At 64.5% G+C, this 20,646-nt stretch carries 14 protein-coding genes and 1 pseudogene; 6 read left to right on the top strand and 9 right to left on the bottom strand.

What is annotated here, in order from left to right:
* Positions 1-254: 254 nt before the first annotated feature.
* The 3 genes from E0W60_RS18950 to E0W60_RS18960 all read right to left on the bottom strand — a co-directional run bounded on the left by E0W60_RS18950 (position 255) and on the right by E0W60_RS18960 (position 2,955).
* The gene (locus tag E0W60_RS18950) at positions 255-839 is read right to left on the bottom strand and encodes a hemerythrin domain-containing protein (protein ID WP_135705235.1); all 585 of its coding nucleotides are present in this window, start codon (positions 837-839) and stop codon (positions 255-257) included.
* 190 nt (positions 840-1,029) lie between these two features.
* Entirely contained in the window at positions 1,030-2,100 is a 1,071-nt protein-coding gene (gene cax / locus E0W60_RS18955; protein ID WP_135705236.1) for a calcium/proton exchanger, read from the bottom strand.
* A 63-nt stretch (positions 2,101-2,163) separates the two neighbouring features.
* The gene (locus E0W60_RS18960) at positions 2,164-2,955 is read right to left on the bottom strand and encodes an alpha/beta fold hydrolase (protein ID WP_135705237.1); all 792 of its coding nucleotides are present in this window, start codon (positions 2,953-2,955) and stop codon (positions 2,164-2,166) included.
* A gap of 920 nt (positions 2,956-3,875) precedes the next feature.
* On the opposite strand from E0W60_RS18960, the gene E0W60_RS18970 reads away from it, so the two are divergent.
* A complete protein-coding gene (locus tag E0W60_RS18970) occupies positions 3,876-4,238 on the top strand; it encodes a hypothetical protein (protein ID WP_195432032.1) in 363 nt (120 codons plus the stop codon).
* A 36-nt stretch (positions 4,239-4,274) separates the two neighbouring features.
* On the opposite strand, the gene E0W60_RS18975 is transcribed toward E0W60_RS18970, so the two are convergent.
* Positions 4,275-5,648: a tetratricopeptide repeat protein gene (locus E0W60_RS18975; protein WP_133096143.1), complete on the bottom strand. Its 1,374-nt coding sequence runs from the start codon at positions 5,646-5,648 to the stop codon at positions 4,275-4,277.
* 269 nt (positions 5,649-5,917) lie between these two features.
* Between E0W60_RS18975 and E0W60_RS18980 the strand changes: the two genes are divergently transcribed.
* Both E0W60_RS18980 and E0W60_RS18985 read left to right on the top strand, forming a co-directional pair.
* Positions 5,918-9,838: a BTAD domain-containing putative transcriptional regulator gene (locus tag E0W60_RS18980; protein ID WP_135705239.1), complete on the top strand. Its 3,921-nt coding sequence runs from the start codon at positions 5,918-5,920 to the stop codon at positions 9,836-9,838.
* A 266-nt stretch (positions 9,839-10,104) separates the two neighbouring features.
* On the top strand, positions 10,105-11,607 hold the full coding sequence (locus tag E0W60_RS18985; protein ID WP_431189912.1) for an ISNCY family transposase: 1,503 nt from the start codon (positions 10,105-10,107) through the stop codon (positions 11,605-11,607).
* A 334-nt stretch (positions 11,608-11,941) separates the two neighbouring features.
* On the opposite strand, the gene E0W60_RS18990 is transcribed toward E0W60_RS18985, so the two are convergent.
* The 5 genes and pseudogenes from E0W60_RS18990 to E0W60_RS19010 all read right to left on the bottom strand — a co-directional run bounded on the left by E0W60_RS18990 (position 11,942) and on the right by E0W60_RS19010 (position 15,952).
* On the bottom strand, positions 11,942-13,057 hold the full coding sequence (locus E0W60_RS18990; protein ID WP_135705241.1) for a sensor histidine kinase: 1,116 nt from the start codon (positions 13,055-13,057) through the stop codon (positions 11,942-11,944).
* Positions 13,058-13,234: 177 nt separating this feature from the next.
* Positions 13,235-14,164: pseudogene (gene phaZ / locus E0W60_RS18995) on the bottom strand (polyhydroxyalkanoate depolymerase); the annotation flags it as partial.
* A 447-nt stretch (positions 14,165-14,611) separates the two neighbouring features.
* Positions 14,612-14,881 (bottom strand): hypothetical protein, encoded by a 270-nt coding sequence (locus E0W60_RS19000; protein ID WP_205751655.1) that lies wholly within the window; start codon positions 14,879-14,881, stop codon positions 14,612-14,614.
* A gap of 207 nt (positions 14,882-15,088) precedes the next feature.
* Complete coding sequence (locus E0W60_RS19005) at positions 15,089-15,496, bottom strand: Hsp20/alpha crystallin family protein (RefSeq protein ID WP_135705242.1); 408 nt, start codon at positions 15,494-15,496, stop codon at positions 15,089-15,091.
* A gap of 15 nt (positions 15,497-15,511) precedes the next feature.
* Positions 15,512-15,952, bottom strand: coding sequence for an Hsp20/alpha crystallin family protein (locus E0W60_RS19010; protein WP_135705243.1), 441 nt, complete (start codon positions 15,950-15,952; stop codon positions 15,512-15,514).
* Between the two features lie 970 nt (positions 15,953-16,922).
* On the opposite strand from E0W60_RS19010, the gene wecB reads away from it, so the two are divergent.
* The 3 genes from wecB (at position 16,923) to E0W60_RS19025 (ending at position 20,532) form a co-directional block, all read left to right on the top strand.
* A complete protein-coding gene (gene wecB, locus E0W60_RS19015) occupies positions 16,923-18,107 on the top strand; it encodes a non-hydrolyzing UDP-N-acetylglucosamine 2-epimerase (RefSeq protein WP_135705244.1) in 1,185 nt (394 codons plus the stop codon).
* An 84-nt stretch (positions 18,108-18,191) separates the two neighbouring features.
* Positions 18,192-18,566 carry a hypothetical protein gene (locus tag E0W60_RS19020; RefSeq protein ID WP_135705245.1) on the top strand — a complete coding sequence of 125 codons (375 nt, stop codon included), beginning with the start codon at positions 18,192-18,194 and terminating at the stop codon, positions 18,564-18,566.
* Positions 18,567-18,753: 187 nt separating this feature from the next.
* Entirely contained in the window at positions 18,754-20,532 is a 1,779-nt protein-coding gene (locus E0W60_RS19025) for a hypothetical protein (protein ID WP_218959515.1), read from the top strand.
* The last annotated feature ends 114 nt before the right edge of the window (positions 20,533-20,646 follow it).

Below are 20,646 nucleotides of genomic sequence, written 5' to 3' on the forward strand. Positions count from 1 at the left end.
CGTCGCGCGGGACGGCGTGTCGCTCTCACTCCCTTTCGCTTGTGCTGTCTTGCCGAATCGGTGGATGGAGGGGAAGCGCTGCTATCAGTATGTGAAATCGCCGCGCCTCCATTTGACGTGGCGGGACAAAAATTTTGCTGTTCGGGACAGTTAGGGTTAGTTGGGGGCCGGTGCAGTGCGCTTGGGTGGGGGAAGGGACGGATACCGCACAATCTCCTTTGCGAGGCCTTGGATGCAGCATCGGGGTCGTGGTTTCAAGCCAGCTCGTGATGATCAGGGGAGGGGATATACACACTTGCTTCGCCGTCAATCAGTCTCCGCAAGGCTGCGAAACGCTGGTGTACATCTTCTCCAAATAATGGATCGACGCTGGCCGGCTCAATGGCCGCGACCGCTGCCCAATCTTCTTCGGTTAGCAAGTGTGCGGCACGGGGCATGACCTGTTTCTCCTCGGTGGAGAGATGATTGCGATAGTAGGCAAGGTACATGGCGGCAGCGGCTTCCAGCGCCGTTCGCGACGTTATGACATCTCGTTCCGCTTCATGAAGCCGGTTGAGCAAATCCTCGCCTACCGCTGCAATCACACGATGCTCTTGCAGAAGCCGGCTGATCACAATGCGCATGCCTGGGTCTCGCTCGACGAGCAGCGCGTATGCAACATCCTCCCGAGGATGGTGAACGCAATCGCCATACTTGCGCATGTACTCGATGATCAGCTCCATCAAACCGTAGTTTGGCTGCTCCTCCTGGTAAAAGGCGCTCACCTCTCTCTCCAACAGGTCGAGCAGGCTGGCGAAGTTGATATGGTCGGTATGCCAGGCGGCAAGTTGGTTATTCATGGTGCCCCTCCCGGGAGGTCGAGTGGATCTTGAGTCCGCATCCATATCGGAATTGCAAGATCCTGATGACACCATAGGCATCCGTCACCATGGGGATCTGATGCAGATCAATCAGACTCCAGATGCCTTGACGACTCGCGAGCTAACTGTCGAGCTTGTCACTTGCGCTTCAGCCGTGGGCGGCCATGAGTTAGCGCGGCAGGAAGAAGAAGGTGAGGGCAAGCGCGAAATAGACCATCAGGAGTTGCGTGCCCTTGAACCAGTCGGCGCGTCCGTCGCTTGCCATTTGCGCCGTGACCAGCACTGACAGGACCACAATGAGTACCAGGGCTGGACGAAAGGCCAGGTCCATCGGAGCCGGACCGAGAAAATGGCTGACGAGCACCAGGACTGGCGCGACGAAAAGTGCCACCTGGACGCTGGATCCCACCGCAATGGAAAACGAAAGGTCCATGCGATTTCTGATGGCTGCGGTAATGGCCGATGCATGTTCGGCTGCATTGCCCAGGATTGCCACGACGAACGCGCCGACAAAAATTTCGCTGAGGGCGTAGGCGTGCATCATGGGGCCAATAGCGCCCACCATGATCTCGCTCATCCACGCCGTCCCGACGGTGGCTGCCGCCAGTATCGCTAGCGCGCGGGGGGCGTTGGCAGGTGGCTTGTCTTTCTCGCGTTCTGTCGCCGCCATCCCGGCTTCGTGTGCACTGCGGAACAGCGCAGGATGAGTGACCAACGAAAACAACAGATACAGCGCGTAGATGACAAGCAGCGCAATGGAAATACAGACGCTGAGCCGGTACAGCACGTCTGATCTGTCCGCTACGGCTTCGAAGCTGGCAGGGAGGACCAGCGCGATCGCCGACAGTATGAGCATGGTCGCCTGCGAACGCGCACCGCGCGGGTTGAACCGTTGCTCGGGATAGCGAATGCCCCCCGCGAGCATCGCGGCGCCAAACACCAGCAGCAGGTTGCCGACAATGGAACCGACGATGGAGGCTTCCACGACCTGATGAAGGCCTGCACGCAAGGCAACCAGTGCAATGATCAGCTCCGCCGCATTGCCGAATGTCGCATTGAGCAAGCCACCGATGGCCTCGCCCAGCCGCTCTGCCAACTGCTCGGTGGCATGGCCCATCCGTCCCGCAAGGGGCAGGATGGCCACGGCAGAAGTCAGGAAAATGAGCAGATGCTGGTCGGCCGCGAGGAATTCCAGGGCAATCGCGATCGGCACGAATACGAGAAGCCAGTTCATCCACATGGGGCGTTCCTTTGCAAGGGCTGCCAGCGCCGAGCGGATCAGTGTGGCCTGTGCGCACGACGATCATTCGTGCCTGGCGATAAAGCCCGCAACGGTGTCGTACAGCAGGTGCGGCTGCTCCAGGAAGATGAAGTGGCCGCCGTCCAGCATGACAAGCTCGGCGCCGGGGATTCGCGCGGCAATCTCCGCGGAGAAGTAGGGCGGGGCGCAGAAGTCGCGCTCACCCACCACTACCAGCGTCGGTGTCGAGATAGAAGGAAGGTCCTCGAAGGCGTCATGACCGACGATCATCTCGATGCGGGCAAAGCCGATCTCTGGTTCAAATGTGCCGGCCGCTGTCGCGTCCACCCATGCCTGCACCTGCTGCGGGTGCTCGCGCATGAATCGCGCATCGAACAGGAACAGCGCGTTGGCCTCCGTCGAGGCGCGCAGGCCGGAATCGTTCAGCATGCGTTGCCGCATGGCGAACTGGCGACGGTAGAACGCATCCGCGCGAGCAATCGAGGAGACAATGGTTGCGCTGCGCAATAACTCGCGGTGACGGATCGCCAGTAGCTGCGCGATGGCGCCGCCGGTTGAAGAACCGACGACATGGACTGGTCCGCATCCGACGGCCTCGACAATCCGCGCCATGTCTCGCGCGTGCTGAGGAATCGTCATGTCGCGGGCGGTGTGCTCAGATGCACCGGTTCCCCGGTGGTCCGGGATGATCACCTGGTGATGCGAGGCGAACAGATCAATCTGCGGTCCCCAGGATGCACCCACTCCCGCAAGCCCGGCCAACAAGAGAACGGTTGAACCCTGGCCCTTGATCTCGTAGTGGATACGAACACCGTCTGAGGTTACGTCTGGCATGTTGCTTCCCCGGTTTAGGGCAGCGTGAGAAGTCGAAGGGGTCGAAGATCGCGCCGTTGACGCCAGCCCGGCGTGCTTCCGTATCCGACTCCGGATGCAAGGGGGACTGTGCGAAAAGCGTACATACTGGTATAGGCGGATCGTCCTCTTCGTCAAAGCCCTGCCTGGCACAAGGGCGCGCAGCAAGACCGGCCGGCCAGGGTGGCGCTCAGCGCGCGCGCATCCCATACTAGAAGCGGTGCCCTGAGGACCAGGGGGCTCAGGCTGGCGCAAGAGCGCCGGCTCCGAGCAAGCATGAAGGGCGCCCAAAAACGGCTAAGGAGCCAGAGCTAGATATGAAAGCGCTAGGCGTGCTTCTCGGCATATCCATGGCGGCTGGGGTTGCGCCTTACGCCGGAGCCGCTGGATGCCAATACGACATGCAGTGCAAAGGGGAGCGAATCTGCGAGAACAGTCAGTGCGTCTCTCCCGGGGCACAGGAGCGGAGCGTCGATCCAGGCATCAAGGTCCCCGCGGCTCCAAAAAGCATCCCCAAAGCTGAGCAACCCACCCGGGCCTTCCCGGCAACGAAAAATGTTCCGGCGCCTGCGCCACCTCCCAAGGCTGCGCAAGTGACGAAAAGCGTTCCCGCCCCTGAGCACGCCATGCCGGCTGAGCGATCCGCCATGGCTTCTCCCGCAGTGGTGAATTCTCCGGCGCCTGCGACGGAATTCCGATTCTGCTGCACCAAGGTCGGTAAATTTCCCATGGACCCGGAAGCGAGCGCGGACGGCCCCCTCAAGCAAGGCGATACCTGTCATGGGATCACCAGTTACGGGACGCCGCTACCTGGCACGCCCTGTAATTAAAAGGTTCCACGCCCATCGCGCCAGAACGCGATGGGATGACCGCCTGTGCCCGGGCCTGGAAGGGAGCGTGTCATGTCCGTAGCACTTCGATCTTCGCTTTGCCAATTCTTCGTCGCCTGCTGCCTTGGCATCGCAGCCTGCGGAGGGGGCGGCGACGAAGAGGGCAATGACGGCGGCACCGGCACGCTGATGATCTCCATCTCCGGCCTGCCGTCCGGGACGTCGGCGGCCATCACGGTACTGGGGCCCGGCGAGTTCCGCCAGACCGTGACCCAGCCGACCACGCTGTCCAACCTGGCTCCTGGCAGCTATACCGTCAGTGCCGCCAATGTGCTGACCAGCAGCGCGCTGCTCAAGCCGCAGCCGCCCTCGCAGACGGTGGGGGTGGCCGCGGGCGCACGCGCCTTGGCCATGGTGGCTTACGAGGCAACATAGCGGTTGTCGCCGAGCCACGCACCCGTCGTCCCAACCTTATGCCGCCTTCACCGCTGCCGCGTCCCGCGTGCCGTCCGCCGCTTCGCGCTGCAGCGCGGAGGCGCGCTGCGCCAGCTTGCTGAGGCTGGGGTTCATCGGCTTCAGCTCCATGCGTTCGGCCGCCAGCGCGCAGGCCAGGTTGGCGCGTTCGCCGCGCAGCGCCGACTCGATCAGGGTCAGGTTGATCAGGTCGCGCTGGGCATGGCTGCCGCCGAAGCGATGCGCGATCTGGCGCACCGGCATCAGCAGCTCGATGCTGCGATCGTAGTCGCGCCGCGAGAAGGCGACCAGGGCCTCGGTCACCGGCAGGCCGACATCGCGCGTCATCATCGCGTTGCAGCCGCTTCCGGCCGCCGCGGCGCGCATGCCGGCGAGCAGGGCGGCGAGCGCGTCATCGCGCCCGGCGCACAGGAAGGCCATCGCCGCATGGGTGTCGTTGAAGGCGTAGTACCCTTGCGCGCCGCGGGCCTGCCAGGTATCGGCCAGCTCGTCCCAGCGCGAGCCCACGTCGATGCCGCGCAGGTGCAGGCGCCACAGCATGGCGCAGCCATCGATCAGTTCCAGCGCGACCGAAGACTGGTTCTCGCGGATGTGCGCGTCGTAGATGTCCAGCACCTGCCTGGCGTGGCCGAGCTCCAGATGGAACAGCGCCAGGTGCCACCAGTTGTGCACGGCCATCATGTTGTCCTGCGACCAGTCGCCGGCACGCCCGCTCAGCCAGTCGATGCCTTCGTCCTGGCGGCCCTGCATTTCCATCACGTGGGCCACGGCGTGGATCGCCCAAGGATCGCGCGGGTTCAGTTCCAGCGCGAAGCGGCCGCGTTCCTCGGCCTGCTCGTACCGGTGCGTTTCCTCGAGGCCGAAGGCATGCATGCCGAGCACATAGCCGAAGCCCGGCACACGGGTGTTCCAGTGGGGCAGCACCTGGGCGATGCGGTCGCGCAGCAGGGTGGACTGCCCGAGCAGGAAGTCCCCGATATGGGCTACCTGCAGCGCCAGGCTGTCGCGCGGGTAGTCGATCACGATGTCGCCGTAGAGCTGGATCGAGCGTGTGAAATGGCCATCCAGCCAGGCGCGCGCCGCGGCGATATGCCGGCGCTCGCGCTCGTTCGCGCTGGCGGACAGCGCTTCGCCTGCTTCCACGCTTTCGCGCAGCAGCGGCGCTACGGTGCCGTCGCCCGCGGTGATCATCATCCCGGCCCGCAGCGCATGCCCCATCACGAAGCCGGGGTCCTCCGCCAGGGCGTGATCGATCACGGTGAGCGGGTCGCCGTAGTAACCGTGCAGCAGTTCCAGTGCTGCCTCGAAGCGCTCGATCGAGCTGGCGTTGGTGCTTGAAACCGAAACACTCCGCGAATCCGTATGTGCCATGACGCAATCCTTCCAGTGTGATGGAGACAGCCCTTGTCTCGATAATCAGCCCGCTGATGCCGCTATTGCGCGCTACGGTAGTGCCGCGCGGCCCCGGGGGTTGTCCTGATAGTAGGCAGGGGCCGTGAACGGGCCCGGCGGTCCGGCGTGAAAGAAGCGTGAAAGTTGCCGCGGGCCGAAAAGTAACGGCTACCTGTCTTTGCGGCGTGGAGCCGCAGCGTAGTCCATTGCCGTCGCCTATAACGGATGGGCCTGCCAGGTTCCTTCCCATGACCCGCGCCCGTCTAGACCTGTTCGGCGGTTTCCAGCTCAGCTCCGCCGACGGCACGCCGATTCCGCTGACGGCGCGCAAGGCGCGCGCCGTGCTGGCCTACCTCGCACTGGCCCATGGCCGGGCCCAGCCGCGCGACAAGCTTGCCGCGCTGTGCTGGGCGGAAAGCAATGCAGAGCAGGCGCGCAGCAGCCTGCGACAGGCGCTGAGCGCGGCACGCCGCGCGCTCGACGAGGCGGGCACGCAGGGCCAGCACGTGCTCATGGCGGAAGGCGACTGCGTGATGCTGGGCGAGATTTCGGTCGACGTGTGCGAGTTCGAGCAGTGTGCCCGTGAAGCCACGCCGTCCTCTCTGGCACGGGCGGCGGACCTGTACCGTGGCGACTTGCTGGAAGGCTTTCATGCCGCGGCGCCGGCCTTCGACCACTGGCTGGCGATCGAGCGCGAGCGCCTGCGCGGCGTGGCGCTGGGCGCCCTGGCGAAGTTGCTTGGGCACCACGAACAGGCCGGCGCGACAGACCTTGCGATTGCCAGTGCCACGCGCCTGCTCGCGCTCGACCCGCTGCAGGAAGGCGTGCACCGGGCGCTGATCCGGCTCTATGAACGGCAGGGCAGGCAGGCCCTGGCACTCAAGCAATACCGGCTGTGCCGGGCAGCGTTGCAACGCGAGCTCGGTGTGTCGCCGGAGCCCGAGACCGATGCGCTGTACCAGGCCATCCTGCGCGCGCGGCGCGAGCCGGCGCCAGGCAGCCTGGGCGGTGACGACGGCGGCGGGCAAATTGCGGGACCGGATGCGATTTCACCCGCGGCCACGCTGACACCCGAGCCGCAACTGCGCCACGCGGTGGTACTGGTGGCAAGCCTGCAGGAGGGCGCCGGCGGCCCGCTGGAGCCCGAGCAACTGCACCAGGCGCTGAGCTGCTGGCGCCAGCAGGCCCGCGCCCTGGCGGGCGCCTGTGGCGGACACATTACCGATGAGATCGGCACCCGGCTGACCATCGTGTTCGGGGTCCCGGTGGCGCACGGCAACGACGCCGAGCGCGCGCTGCACACCGCCGGGGCGCTGCATGCAGCGTTGGCGCGAGTTGCCGGGGTGGCCGGGGCCGCCGAATCGCGGCTGCAGGCCCGCGTCGGCCTGGCAAGCGGGCAGGTGCTGGCGGCCTATGGCGACAGCGACATGACGCTGACCGGCGGCCCGGTCGGCGTGGCCCTGCAGGCAATGGAGGCCGCCGAGGCTGGCGGCACGATGGTGTCCAACCGGGTCTACCAGGCGCTGCCCGGGCGCCTGGTAGCCGATTGCGTGGCCCGCGCCGTGCTGCCCGGCGTAGCCGAGCCGATCCCGCTGTGGTGCGTGCGGCGTTTCCTTGGCGTGGAGCAGGCGCCGGCCGAGCATGCCTTCGTCGGCAGGCACGCGGAACTGGCGCAGCTGGCCGGGGTGGCCGACAGCTGCCTGCGCTCGGGCCATGGCCGCGTCGTACTGATCCGCGGCGAGGCCGGCATCGGCAAGAGCCGGCTGGCCGGGCGCTTTGTCGCGCTGGCGCGCGAACGCGGCCTGGAGGCGCACCGGATCCTGGTGCTCGACTTCGGCGCGGGCAGCGGCGGCGATCCCATGCGCATGCTCGCGCACAGACTGACGGGCGCCGCGCCGGGTCCCGACGTGAAAGGCAGTAACGTGGCTGCCATCGAAGGCACGCTCGCCGCCTGGCAACTTGCCGAGCAAGAGCTGATGTTCGTGCGCGACATGCTGGAGCTGCCGCAGTCCCCCGAGCACGCCGCCGCGCTGGCCGCGATGGATCCCGCCAGCAGGCAGCGCGGCGCGCAGCGGCTGATGGTGACGCTGGCCACCCGCCGCAGCGCCGCGCGAGCGCTGCTGATCGTGGTCGAAGACGTGCACTGGGCCGAGCGCACGGTGCTCGATTGCCTGGCGCAGCTGGCGGCCGCAACGCGCGGCCATGCGCTGGTCCTGGTGCTGACCGTGCGCCCCGAGCACGACCCGATCGATGCGGCCTGGCGCGCGACCAGCCAGGGCGCGCCGCTGACCACCATCGACCTCGGCCCGCTCGACGATGCCGAAGCGCACGAACTGGCCGCCTGCTACCGGCAGGTCGATCCGGCAGTCGCCGCTTCCTGCATCCGCCGGGCCGAAGGGAATCCGCTGTTCCTCGACCAACTGCTGCGCGGCGTCGAGGCGGGCGCGGAAGCTGGCACGGAAGAGCTGCCCGGGACGCTGCAGAGCATCGTGCTGGCGCGGCTGGACCGATTCTCCAGCGCCGACCGGCAGGCGCTGCAGGCCGCTGCCGTGCTGGGCCAGCGCTTCAGCCCCGCCGCGCTGCGGCACCTGCTCCAGGATCCCGCCTATGCGTGCGAGCGCCTGGTCATGGCCGCCATGACACGGCCGGAAGGCGAGGACTACCTGTTCATGCACGCGCTGATCCATGAGGCAGTCTACGCATCGCTGCTCAAGTCGCGCCGCCAGAACCTGCACCGGCGCGCGGCCGCCTGGTACGAGGGCAGGGACCCCGCACTGATGGCCGAGCACCTGGATGCCGCGGGCGATCCCGGCGCGCCCGAGGCCTATGCCGCCGCGGCACGGCATGAGGCGGCGCACTTCCGCGGCGAGCGCGCGCTGCGCCTGGTCGAGCGCGCGCAGCGGCTGCCCAGCGACGATGACTGCAGGCAGGCGCTTGCCTGCCTGCACGGCGAGCTGGCGCTGGACCTGGGTCTGGCCGCGCAATCCCTGCAGGCGTTCCGGCAGGCCCAGCCACTTGCCAGCGTGCCGGCGCAGCAGGCCCGGGCATGGCAGGGCACGGCGGCTGCCTTGCGCCTGCTCGACCGCCATGAAGAGGCCCTGTCAGCGCTGCGCGAGGCCGAACAGGCCGCCGCCAAGCTGGGCCAGTCGGAGCGGCTGGCCGAGATCGAATCGCTGCGCGGCAACCTGTATTTCCCGATGGGAGACATGGACCGGTGCCTGGCCGCCCACCAGCGCGCCCTCGGCCATGCGCGCGCGGCCGGATCGGTGCTGGGCGAAGCGCGTGCGCTGGGCGGCCTCGGCGATGCCTACTACCAGCAAGGCCGCATGATTACCGCCCATCCGCATTTTGTCCGTTGCGTCGAGCTGGCGCGAACGCACGGCTTTGTCCGCATCGAATGTGCCAACCTGCCGATGGTGGGCGCGGTGGAGCTGTTCCTCAACCAGCTCGATGCGGCGCGGGCCCATTGCGAGGAAGGGCTGCGCCTGGCGCAGCGCATCGGCGATGCGCGCAGCGAGATGCTGGCCTACGACGTGATGACCTCGACCGCGCAGCTGGCCGGCGACTGGCCGCACGCCGAAGCGCACGCGCGGCTGGCCCTGGCGCTGACGCGCCGGCTGGGCGCGCGGCGCTTCGAGGCCGAGGTGTTGGCGCGGCTTGGCCTGGCGCTCGGCGCGCTTGGCCAGATGCAGGAAGCCGAGGCATTGCTCGACGAGGCGCTGCAACTGAGCCACGCCAGCGGGCTGCGCTACTCCGGCCCTACCGTGCTGGGGTTCCTGGCACGCACCACGCGCGATCCCGGCCGGCAGCTCCACGCCTTGCGGCAGGCCGAGGCGATCCTGGCGCAGGGCTGCGTGAGCCATTGCCACGTCGACCTGCTGGAAGCCGCGATCGACGTTTCCGTGTCGTTGCGGCACTGGCAGGAAGCGGATCGCTACCTCGCGGCGCTACAGGATTACATGCGGCCCGAGCCGTTTCCGTGGGGCGACTTCCTGATCCGCAGGGGCCGCGCGCTGGTCAGCGCCGGACAGGAAAAAGAAGGTAGCGGCACCCCGGCGCTTCGCGAAAACCTGCGCCAGCTCAGGGATGAAGCACATGCGGCCGGCCTGCACGCGTCCGTGGAGGCCATCGATGCCGCGCTGAAACGGCTGGCGGCAGGGCGCGGTTAGGCCGCCCCGGCAGCTATATTGTGATGGTGAGGGCGGTTTGCCACCTTGCCGGCCGGCAGTCCGAACCCTGACGACCTTCGTGCCGGGATGGACCGCAACTATGATTTAACATAACGATTATTATGCGTTTTTGTGTTGTTAGACCCAAATAGTAATGTCGTAGTTGAGCCAAATAGAAATGTCGTACCCCGTCCCGGAGCGTGCCAAGCTGGCGGCTTTGCCGTCTAGCCTGGAGCGCGATCATGGGACGACCCGACACGATTACCATGAGCATGCGGGAACTGGACCGCTGCAGGGTCATCCAGGCCGTCGTCGAAGACGGTCTGATGGTCTGGCGCGCCGCGGAGAGGCTCGGCATTTCGAAGCGCCAGGTCGAGCGGCTGATGCACCAGTACCGGCAGGACGGTCCCCAGGGCCTCGTCTCCCGTAAATGGGGACAGCCAGGCCACAATCAGTTGCCGCCCGGCCTCGAATCCCGTGCCCGCGGCCTGATCCGCGACAGCTACGCCGACTTCGGCCCGACCCTGGCGTGCGAGAAGCTGCGCGAGCGCCATGGCATCGAGATCTCGCCGGCATGCGTGCGCCGGATCATGATCGACGCCGGTTTCTGGGTGCCGAGGAAGCTGCGCCCGCCCAAGGTGCACCAGCCGCGCAATCGCCGCGCGTGCCTGGGCGAGCTGGTCCAGATCGACGGCAGCGACCACGCCTGGTTCGAGGACCGGGCGCCGGCGTGCACGTTGCTGGTCTATGTCGACGACGCCACCGGGCGGCTGATGCAACTGCGGTTCGTGCCAACGGAATCGACGCAAGCGTATTTCACCGGCACGCGCGCCTATGTCGAGCGTCACGGCAAGCCGATGGCGTTCTACAGCGACAAGGCCGGCATCTTCCGCGTCAACGCCAAAGACAGCGCCGAAGGCCGCGGCTACACCCAGTTCGGGCGCGCGCTGTTCGAACTCAACATCGACATCCTGTGCGCCAATTCGAGCCCGGCCAAGGGCCGGGTCGAGCGGATGAACGGCACGCTGCAGGACCGGCTGGTCAAGGAGCTGCGGCTGCGCGGGATCTCCAGCATGGACGCCGCCAACGCCTTTGCGCCGCATTTCATGGCCGACTTCAACGCGCGCTTTGCCAAGGTGCCCAAGCGCGACTTCGATGCGCACCGGCCGTTGCGCGGCGACGAGGACCTGGCGCGGATCTTCAGCTGGCGCGAGTGGCGCAAGGTGTCCCGGAGCCTCACACTGCAGTACGACAAGGTGATGTACCTGCTCGAGGACCGGCCCGAGCACCGGCGCCTGATCCACCGCTATGTCGAGGTCGCCGAGTACCCGGACGGGCGCATCGAGTTGTGGGCCGACGGCGCTGCCCTGCCCTACACCACCTACGACCGGCTCGGCGAGATCGACCAGGGCGCGATCGTCGAGCACAAGCGGCTGGGGCACGTGCTGGCCGTCACGGCGCAGGTGCAGGCGCAGCGCGACAGCCGCCAGCAGGCGGGACCGTCGCGCACGCTGGTGGGCGAGCCACCGCGCCGCCAGCGGCCATCGCCGAGCACCAAGCGCCAGCGGCTGATCAACCGGCTCGATCTGGAGCGCGCGCTGGCGGCAGCCCCGCTGCAGCGGAACGCGGACCTTTTAACTTTGCCCATGGTGAATCCACCGCTCAACCCTGAGCTGAACTCAGTCACTTCAGGCCAGCGCCACCGCCCCACCACCACCCCGCAAAAGCCTCCAACCCCGCACAAAAAGCACGCCCGCACCGACATTTGAATTTAGCGGAAGCGACGACCTTTCAAAACCCGCTGGACATTGCGTGTCAGAGCCAAATAGATCGGAATCCACGCAAGCCTATTTCACGGCCACGCGCGCCTATGTCGAGCGCCACGGCAAGCCGAAACAAAGGCGGGTATTCCGTAAGCCCCATTTTTCCCTTCTTATGTCACGCTTTTCATAACCGTGACCGTGAGAGGCTTCGTTGTGACCGCCGAAACAACACCAACCGCGCCAAAATCGCCGCAGTGCCCAGGGGCACCCGATATGAGCAGCCGCATTCGCTCGCTACCTTCAGCACCGCGGCCACGCTGGCGGATGATGCCGACGTCCACTATGCGCGACGCGGCAGACGCACCTCAAACGCTGTCTCTGCCTGGTCGGACCGGGCGTCGATTGACCCGTGATGGGCTTTGGCAATTTCGCTCGCGATATACAACCCGAGCCCGAGGCCGTCCGCGTGTTTGTATTCCTGGTCTGGGCCTCGGCTCAGCGGGTCGAAGATCCGCTCCAGCGTCAACTGGTCAATGGCGGGGCCGCTGTTCACAACCTCGAGATGGACTTCCGCCTCATCACCGGTTACTACAATGCGGACCGGACTGTTCGGCGCGCCGTACCTGATCGCATTCAGGACGAGGTTAGAAAGCAGTTGCTGCAGGCGCAAACCGTCCCAAACACCCTGTACGCTCCCCTTCAACTCAACATCGATGCAACGGTCCGGATGCGCTGCGCGCAACTGGTCCACGGTATCGCCAACCACGTTAGCCAGATCGACGTCATTGGGCGCGACGTCAATACCCAAGCCAAGTTTCGTTCGGTTGAAATCGCACAGATCATCCAGAAGAGAATTCATGCTGGCACCGCTCCGAATTAGTCGGCCTGCTGCTTCCGACACCTTCTCCCCGGCGTTCAGCGCGGCCAGATATGAGGCAGTCATCTGGATGGTCTGCAGGGGACTGCGCAAATCGTGCCCAAGCATCCCCAGCAACAGATTGCGAGACTGCTCTACCTCCGCATTGAAAAACTCCACTGATTCGGCGACCGCTTGATCGATCGCCTCGTTGAATCGCATCACATCATCCAGATCCGCGGCGATCAACTCAAATTCGCCCGTCCACAAACGCAGCACGCTGGCGCGCAGGGCCCGGTACTCAGCGACCAACTGATTGATATTGAATCCCCCGCGTGCCCGAATGACGGCGTGTATTTGTGCCGCAGTCTCCGGCGCGCCAGGCACCTTGGGCGCTCGCCCCAACGATTTTTCGCGTTGCGCCTCGCTCGTTTGCGGGGTCGACAAATCCTTAGCGATGGCTTGCAGGATCTGCGGCGCGTGGTCGCGCAGGGCCAGAGAATCCCGGCTCCTTGCAGCAGGTAGCTGGGTCGCAGAAAATGCCTCCCACTCTGCCAGAATCTGCTTCATATCCCGCAAGATAAAGTCAGCTAGACGCATGCCCGCTCCTTGGACCGAGGGAGGTCAAAAGCACTTCCGCGCACTAGAATCTTACGCCACGTACGGGCTTGAAGGAGCGCAACGTGGCAGCCCTGCCCCTTTCACTCGTCTTTGTTCGGCCGCCCGCCGGGCAGAGACCACATACCCGCCTCGCCGCATCGTCGGCGGGCATCGCGGCTAGGTATCTTGTCGAGTCACCGCGCGGATACCAGGGTAGATTTCTGAGCGCCAGCGGGTGCCTGAGAAAAGATCATAGTGGCCGCAGTGGCGCGCCGTCATATGCCGCTTGTCGCGTGCCGCAATGCCGCGACACAGAGCATGCGCCACGTGCGTCTGTCCGCAGCCGGAAATGGCGTCGTGTTCGCCTTCTATGGTCAAGAGCCTGGTGGCGCGGATGTCCTGCGGACGCACGAGCTGTCCTTGCACGAACCAATTGTCGCGCGCCAGACGGAATTCCTGGAACACGATCTGGATGGTATCCAGGTAGAACTCTGCCGCCATGTCGAGCACCGCGTGGTAGCCATCGCAAACGCGCCGGAGGGCCTCGGCACGCTCGTAGTCACCTGCGGCGCGTTCCAAATAATAGTCCCAATGCGACGCCGCCAACAAACCTGGCTGTGCCGCCATCAAACCGGCAAGCTGCAGGAAGTTCGGGTACACCTTGCGACCGGCACCGGCATAGCGACCGGGCACGGTATAGATCAAATTCCGTTGGAACCACATGAGGGAGTGGTCTGCGGCGAACCTTCCCACCGCGGTAGGGCTGCGACGCGCATCGATCGGCCCGCCCATTAGGACGAGGCTGCGGGGAGCCGGCTCGTCCGCGCTGGCCAACAGCGAAACAGCTGCCAGGGCCGGTACGGTAGCCTGGCAGATGGCAATCACGTGCAGCGGGTCCTCCGTGCCAATCTGACGGATAAAAGCCTGCAGTTCGGTGACATAGTCATCCAGGTGAAACGGCCCGTCCACCACGGGCACACAGCGCGCATCGATCCAGTCCGTCACATAGACGATATGCTCTGCCAATAAGGTTTCGACGACCTCGCGGAGCATGACGGCGTGATGCCCTGCCAGTGGCGCACAGACCAGCACAGCAGGTCTTGGATGGGAGGCGGCGGGGCCAAGAGCGCCCAGTGTGCCAGGTGGCGCCGCATGCTGTCGATGACTTCCCCCTGCCCCGCCCTCAGCCTGCTCACGCTAAAACGGTCCCGCAGGACGCGCATCAGGCCATGCGGCAGCTTGCGTGGCATCGACCATCGCTCGTCTAGCGGCCGCCGCAGGGAACGACGCGCACCAGCCGGCCGGTGCAATGGCTACTGGCTCGCGGCATCACTGTCGCCTTCACCACCCTTCTCCTGGTTCGCGGTCTTGCTCTCGTCTGGTTGCCGACCGTCTGCCGGAGTGGCTGCGCCACCAGAGATGAGACTGGCTTGGTCATCGCAACGCAACACTAAGGGAGAAGATGCCAATCTTGCATGTCGTCATCTTCCGAGCGATCGGTGGTCGTTGGCATGTTTCTCCCATCCGTCACGATGGCGCAAAGCCCACCAGACTTTAACGCTTCGCGGCAGCGCGGGCAGATGGGATGTTTGGCTTGTGCGCGGCCTTGGCAGCAACAGCGGCGGCACTGGCCACCTGGTTTTCCGCCAGTTCGACGGCTTGCCGCGTGGATTGCCGCAAGGATTCGCAGAAGGTGGCGCCGGAAAGCATGGCCGCCTGCCATGCGTCCAGCGCGCCTTTCGAGCCGGCCGGCGCACTTTGCATGAGCCTGTCGAAAATCTCCTGCAAACTGTGCTTGCTCGTTTCGTACTGGGCTTCGACCACCTTCTGGAAGTCGTCTCGGCTATCCCTCGCATCGGTCTCTGGAAAACCCTTGGCCCGTCTCGGGCCAAAGATGGCAAGCGGAGGACCGTTGCATCGGCTTCAGGCGCCAAAGCTTAGGAGAAGTGCGGGTCTAGTTCAAGCCGCTGGCGGCTAGTTCCAGCCGCTACGCGGCATGGCGCGTTCTCCCTGGCTTATCTCGGCCCGGACTCAGGAAACACTGACGTCGATGCGTCGCGGACGCGCGGCCTCACGGCGTGGAATCGTCAGCCTCAGCACGCCGTCCTGCAGATTCGCCTCGATCTTCGTCGAATCGAGATCGGGGCTCAGCGAGAACGCTCTCGCGAAACGCGGCTGCCGGATTTCAGCGTGTTGTACCCGCAGGCCCGAGGGCATCGATACGATTGCCTGCGCCTCGATATGAAGGTTCCCGTCATGGACGCTGACTTCCAGCTGGTCGCGGGTCACACCAGGCAGGTCCGCCCACAAGGTAACGCCGCCCGCATCCTCGACGATATCGACCGGCGGGAGCAACGTGACGGCAGGTGCCGCCTTTTCATCCTGGGCTTGTGCGACAGCACCTTGAGGCTGTGCAACGACTTGTTTCACCTCTGACATGGCATTCTCCCCGGTTCACTGGACGGTAATCGCGCGCGCCTTGGACGCTTCCCTCTTGCCCACGCTAATCGACAGGCAGCCGTTCGCGTAGCGGGCCTGAACCTTGTCAGGGTCGGCGCTTTGCGGCAGCTCGATGACGCGCCTGAATGAGCCAACGAAGCGCTCACGCGCATAGCGCTTGCTATCCGGCGAGTCGTCCGTACAGGAAGGACCGCGCTCCCCACTGATCGTCAGTAGCCCCTTGTCGATAGAGACCTCAAGGTTTTCCCGTTTCAGCCCGGGCGCGAACGCAACGATCTCGATGGTGTCGTCCGTCGACCCGATATTCACCGGCGGGAAAGCGCCGAAGCGCCCGGAGCGGATACTGGAGGGGAAGCCGCCAAACACGTCCGCCATCTGCCTTTGCAGGCGGTCGAGTTCACTGAAGAGATCGGCACCGAAAACTACGTGACTCATGGTCTTATCTCCTTCAAACCGCAAGGAGGCGAAGGGGCTTGCGCGCTCCCGTTCGCCTGCCTTGCCGGCCGAAACAAACAGAAACGCAGCGCGACGTCGCGACTGCTTGAGCCGGAAATAGAAGCAGTAAGTCAGATTTCAAGAGTACGGTAGGGCACTTAGGCGGAGGGCCTCGCATAAAGCACCCTCTCTGCGGTATCTAGGCTGCCACGCTCTGCCTAAGTATGTCGGATATGTGTGATCTGTACGCGAACGCGCTGGCGAGACTCTTCGACTGCTCGGCGTGCGTCAACCAATCCACGGGGCGGTGTCCGTTATTAATAGGTTTTAAAACTAACTTGCATAAAATTTCATTCTTGAAACTACTTGACCGTCCCGCGTCGGGCTCGATTTGTGCTCCGCAAAGATATGATTGCGGACATCCCTGCACACGCGAGTAGCATTAGCTATTCACGCTTTGCCTTAGCCTGAGTGCTCATGCATTGTTTTTTCAGCCTTTGGGCACGCCATGCGGACCTGCTTTGGGATTTGCAAAGGTCGAATTCTGAAACAATTCTGAGGCACATTGGGTAGTGGTACCCACACCCGACATGCCCCGTGAGTGATGGCATGCGCGGCAAGCTCGCGCCGTTGATATCACCTCTTGACGTTTGGCCCCGCTCTGCCGTGCAGCAATGCAAACGTCTTAGATTCCTATCCAGATATTCCCTTGTAACAAAAATGCAACCATGCAGACGGCTCCGGTCGTCGGCACGGTTTGTTGCTCCCAAGAATTCGTAATGAATTCATCAGGCTACGAATGACTGGCACAACCATCGCTCGGTTATGTCGCGGCATGCATATCCCGACATAACAAAAAAGTGATTCAGGTCTACGCATCGCGGCTCAGCCTTGCGTTCAACGCCGGGCGGGACGACTGACCAGGCAAATCGTCCGCCAACCGACCGGCGAAGTAACCCAGAGACATCACATGCCGATGAAGGTCCTTGCTGTATTCGGAACTCGACCCGAGGCCATCAAGATGGCGCCGTTGATTCACCGGCTTCGGGAATCCAGCCATTTCGAGTTGCGGGTCTGCGTCACGGGCCAGCACCGTCTGATGCTGGACCAGGTACTTCGCCTCTTCGAAATCGTGCCGGACTATGACCTCAACGTCATCAGCCACGGGCAAAGCCTGTCCGACATCACGACACGCGTACTGTCAGGCGTGCACATGGTCCTGGACCGTTTCCTGCCTGAGGCCCTGCTTGTCCACGGCGACACCACCACCACGCTGGCCGCCACGCTTGCAGCCTTCTATCGAAACGTCGCGATCGGCCACGTCGAAGCGGGACTGCGCACTGGCAATCTCAGCGCTCCTTGGCCGGAAGAAATGAATCGGCGCGTGACCGACGTGATGGCGTCCTGGCATTTCGCGCCGACGCAACAGGCGCAGGAAGCCTTGCTGCGCGAAGGCGTCGACCCGGCGCGCATCAGCCTGACCGGCAACACCGGCATCGACGCGCTGCTGCAGGTCAAGGCCAGGTTGGACGCCGATGCCGAAATGCGCGGCCGGCTGGCGAGCCGGTACCCATTCCTGGATGAGACGCGCCGAATGGTGCTGGTGACCGGACACCGGCGCGAAAACTTCGGTACACCATTCGAGCGGCTGTTCAGCGCGCTGCGCATGCTGGCGGACCGCAATCCGGATATCCAGATCGTCTATCCGGTGCATCTGAACCCGCGCGTGCAGGGTCCGGTGCAGGCGATCCTGAGCGGGCACCCCAGCATCCACCTGATCGATCCGCAGGACTACCTGCCCTTTGTGTTCCTGATGTCGCGCGCCTATCTGATCGTCACCGACTCCGGCGGCATCCAGGAAGAGGCGCCGGCCTTGGGCAAGCCGGTGCTGGTAACGCGGGAAACCACCGAGCGGCCGGAAGCCGTGGCCGCCGGTACCGCTCGGCTGGTCGGTACCGACCCTGCTCGCATCATCGCGGCCGCGGAGCACTTGCTGAACGACCCGACGGAGTACGCCTGCATGGCGCGCGCGCACAACCCGTTCGGCGACGGCCGCGCCAGCGAACGCATCGTCGGTGCGCTGCAGGCGGCGTCACCTGAGCCGTACCGGCAAGGTGGTGATGAAGCGGTCAACGTCAACGTCGCCACCCAGTAGTCAAGCGAAGCATCAACGAAGCCGGCGGCCGGGCGCCACGCCCCCGAAGCCGAATGGCCACCGCAAGCAGGAGGAGCAAGGCAAATGAAGCGCTTACGTACTGCAACGAATACCGCAACGACTGTCGCAGCGGCGGGCACGTCCGCTACAGCCATCGTTGTGGTAGCCGCCGTCGCCCTGGCATGGACGCCTGCGCATGCCGCGTTGACCGAAGAAGCGGCAGCGACCGCGGCCAAGGCCCCGCTCTACCTGCCGGCGAGTCCGGCGGATCCGGGTGGGTTGAAGGGCTACAACCATAGCTTCCAGATTGACTTTGCCTACGAAGCGCAAGGGAAAGGCAAGAACAAGGAGCAAAAGGACAAGCTGAAGGCGATCAAGCCAAAGAAGGCCGTGTCCGGGCCGAAGGTGAAGTCGGGCACGTACACGCTTGCGCCGGCCCCGGGTGCCGAGCCGGATTGACGCACGCATGCACATGATGCCTGACGACATATCGGCTCCAGAACGGTCGCCCGGAAGGGCTTTCCCCACGGTGGCCGCAATGCACGGCGAGGCAAATCAACATACATCGCGCTGGGAGAAGACCGTGTTCAACAAATCCAATTCGCTTCTGCGGCGAAGCAGTTGCCTGGCGCTCCGGGCCCTGCTGATGGTATTCGCGCTGGCGCTTACCGTGCCGGCCATGACGCACGCCGCGACCAACCAGATCGCGCTGCTGGTGCCCGATGGCTTTGCCCTTCCCGATCCGCGCGTGTCGGCATGGCTAGACGCCGCGCAGGAGGAAGGCCTCAAGATCACCGTTATCAACGACACCCAGTTCCAGCAGGGCACGACCCCAGCACAATTTTCCGGCGTGATCCTGCCAGACCAGGTGCACGTCAACGCCAGCGATGCGCTGATCGCCGCCCTCGAAACCTACACCACGCAGGGCGGCAGCCTGATGCTGGTGTACGACTTCGGCGCGCTCACCACCACAGGTTTCTATGCCGTCCCGAAAAGCCGGCTCAGCAATCTCGCAGGGGTCGACTACGTCCTCTATGACCAGTTGCTCGGCAACATGATCGGCGTGGGGCCGATCACCGGTTTGGGCAGCACGCTGCGGACCCTGCAGGTGCCGCCGGGCAAGTCGATGCTGTGGGACGCAGGCGCGACGGACCCGGTTGAAGGCGTCTCGGGCTATGTCTATGGCTTCCTGATTTATCCGAGCTTCGTGACGCAGGGAACCTATCCGGGCTCTGCCCTGATCACGTCGCCCAACTTTGGACTGGTGGCGGGCCTGCGCGATTTCGGCTCGGGGCGGGTGCTGTTCGTCAACACGCCGCTCTCTTACCTTAAGGGCCAGACCGACGGCATGCTGATGCACGGCTTCCTGCGCTATTTCGGCACCAACCTGATGAAGATGCCGCGGCTGTCCGCGCAGCCCAAGGCGCTTGGCGGGCTTGTGCTGAACTGGCACCTCTGCGCCGGCGACCAGATCGCACCCGCGGTGGAAATGAATACCTGGGGCACCTTCGACAATAGCAATAGCCCGTTCTCCATTTCCGTGACTGCGGGTCCTGACCACATCGACTTCGGCGACGGCAAGGGCGTCAACCTGTCGCAGAACACTTCGGCAAAGAATCTATTGCTGTCGCTGCAATCGAAGGGGCACAAGATCGGCAGCCATGGCGGATGGATCCATGACTACTGGGGTGCCAATGCGAGCGAGTCCAACCAGTCCTCCTTCGAGCAGTACCTGATGCTGAACAAGCAGAGCGTGGAAAGCGTGGCCGGACGCGCCGCGGTCGAGTACTCCGCGCCGCAAGGGAATACGCCCCAGTGGTCGGTCAACTGGATCGAAGCCAACGGCAACACCGGCTACTACTTTCTGGGTCACACCGGGATGGCGCCGACGCGCAGTTATCGCGATGGCGTACTGTCGAACAACACGATCCGCGCCTTTCCGGTGATGCCGTTCGGGCCGAACGCGACGTTCGAGGAGTTCCAGGAATTCAACGTGCCTGTGACCGACGTCAACACCTGGTACCGGCAGCTCATCGATTTCGTGGCGAAGAATCGCACCAGCCGGCTGATCTACATGCATCCGGCGGGCGCCATCCAGTACCCGAGGACGCTCAACGTCATCTTCAACAAGGCGGACAACGTGAAGGCAAACGGCAAGTTCAGCTGGTACACGATGGATACGCTGGCGCAGTTCGCGCAGCGGCGCCAGCAGACCGCCTGGCAAGCCACCGATAACGGCAATTCATGGGCTTTCCAGGCGACGCACCCGACGGACATGACCGACATGGCCTGGGTGCTGCCGCGTTCGGCATACACACAACCTGTCGTGACGCAGGGGCTAGCGCTGGTGACATGGGACACCAACAACTGGATTGTCACTTCCTTGGGAGGGACCTCGCTGGCCTTTGTCGCCGGCAAGCAGTAAAGGCACAGGGACTCACCGCGCCTGCCCCCCGGGACGGGCGCGCGGCATAAACACCCTGCGATGAGAAGGCAACGGAGGAGGTCGTCGACATGTGTGCGACGTATCGCGTAGTGA

Source organism: Cupriavidus oxalaticus, assembly GCF_004768545.1.
Classification (GTDB): Bacteria; Pseudomonadota; Gammaproteobacteria; order Burkholderiales; family Burkholderiaceae; genus Cupriavidus; species Cupriavidus oxalaticus_A.

Coding starts and splice junctions, on each gene's coding strand:
- E0W60_RS18950 (WP_135705235.1), bottom strand. CDS start 839: ATGAATAACCAACTTGCCGCCTGGCATACCGACCATATCAACTTCGCC.
- cax (WP_135705236.1), bottom strand. CDS start 2,100: ATGTGGATGAACTGGCTTCTCGTATTCGTGCCGATCGCGATTGCCCTG.
- E0W60_RS18960 (WP_135705237.1), bottom strand. CDS start 2,955: ATGCCAGACGTAACCTCAGACGGTGTTCGTATCCACTACGAGATCAAG.
- E0W60_RS18970 (WP_195432032.1), top strand. CDS start 3,876: ATGTCCGTAGCACTTCGATCTTCGCTTTGCCAATTCTTCGTCGCCTGC.
- E0W60_RS18975 (WP_133096143.1), bottom strand. CDS start 5,648: ATGGCACATACGGATTCGCGGAGTGTTTCGGTTTCAAGCACCAACGCC.
- E0W60_RS18980 (WP_135705239.1), top strand. CDS start 5,918: ATGACCCGCGCCCGTCTAGACCTGTTCGGCGGTTTCCAGCTCAGCTCC.
- E0W60_RS18985 (WP_431189912.1), top strand. CDS start 10,105: ATGAGCATGCGGGAACTGGACCGCTGCAGGGTCATCCAGGCCGTCGTC.
- E0W60_RS18990 (WP_135705241.1), bottom strand. CDS start 13,057: ATGCGTCTAGCTGACTTTATCTTGCGGGATATGAAGCAGATTCTGGCA.
- E0W60_RS19005 (WP_135705242.1), bottom strand. CDS start 15,496: ATGTCAGAGGTGAAACAAGTCGTTGCACAGCCTCAAGGTGCTGTCGCA.
- E0W60_RS19010 (WP_135705243.1), bottom strand. CDS start 15,952: ATGAGTCACGTAGTTTTCGGTGCCGATCTCTTCAGTGAACTCGACCGC.
- wecB (WP_135705244.1), top strand. CDS start 16,923: ATGCCGATGAAGGTCCTTGCTGTATTCGGAACTCGACCCGAGGCCATC.
- E0W60_RS19020 (WP_135705245.1), top strand. CDS start 18,192: ATGAAGCGCTTACGTACTGCAACGAATACCGCAACGACTGTCGCAGCG.
- E0W60_RS19025 (WP_218959515.1), top strand. CDS start 18,754: ATGGTATTCGCGCTGGCGCTTACCGTGCCGGCCATGACGCACGCCGCG.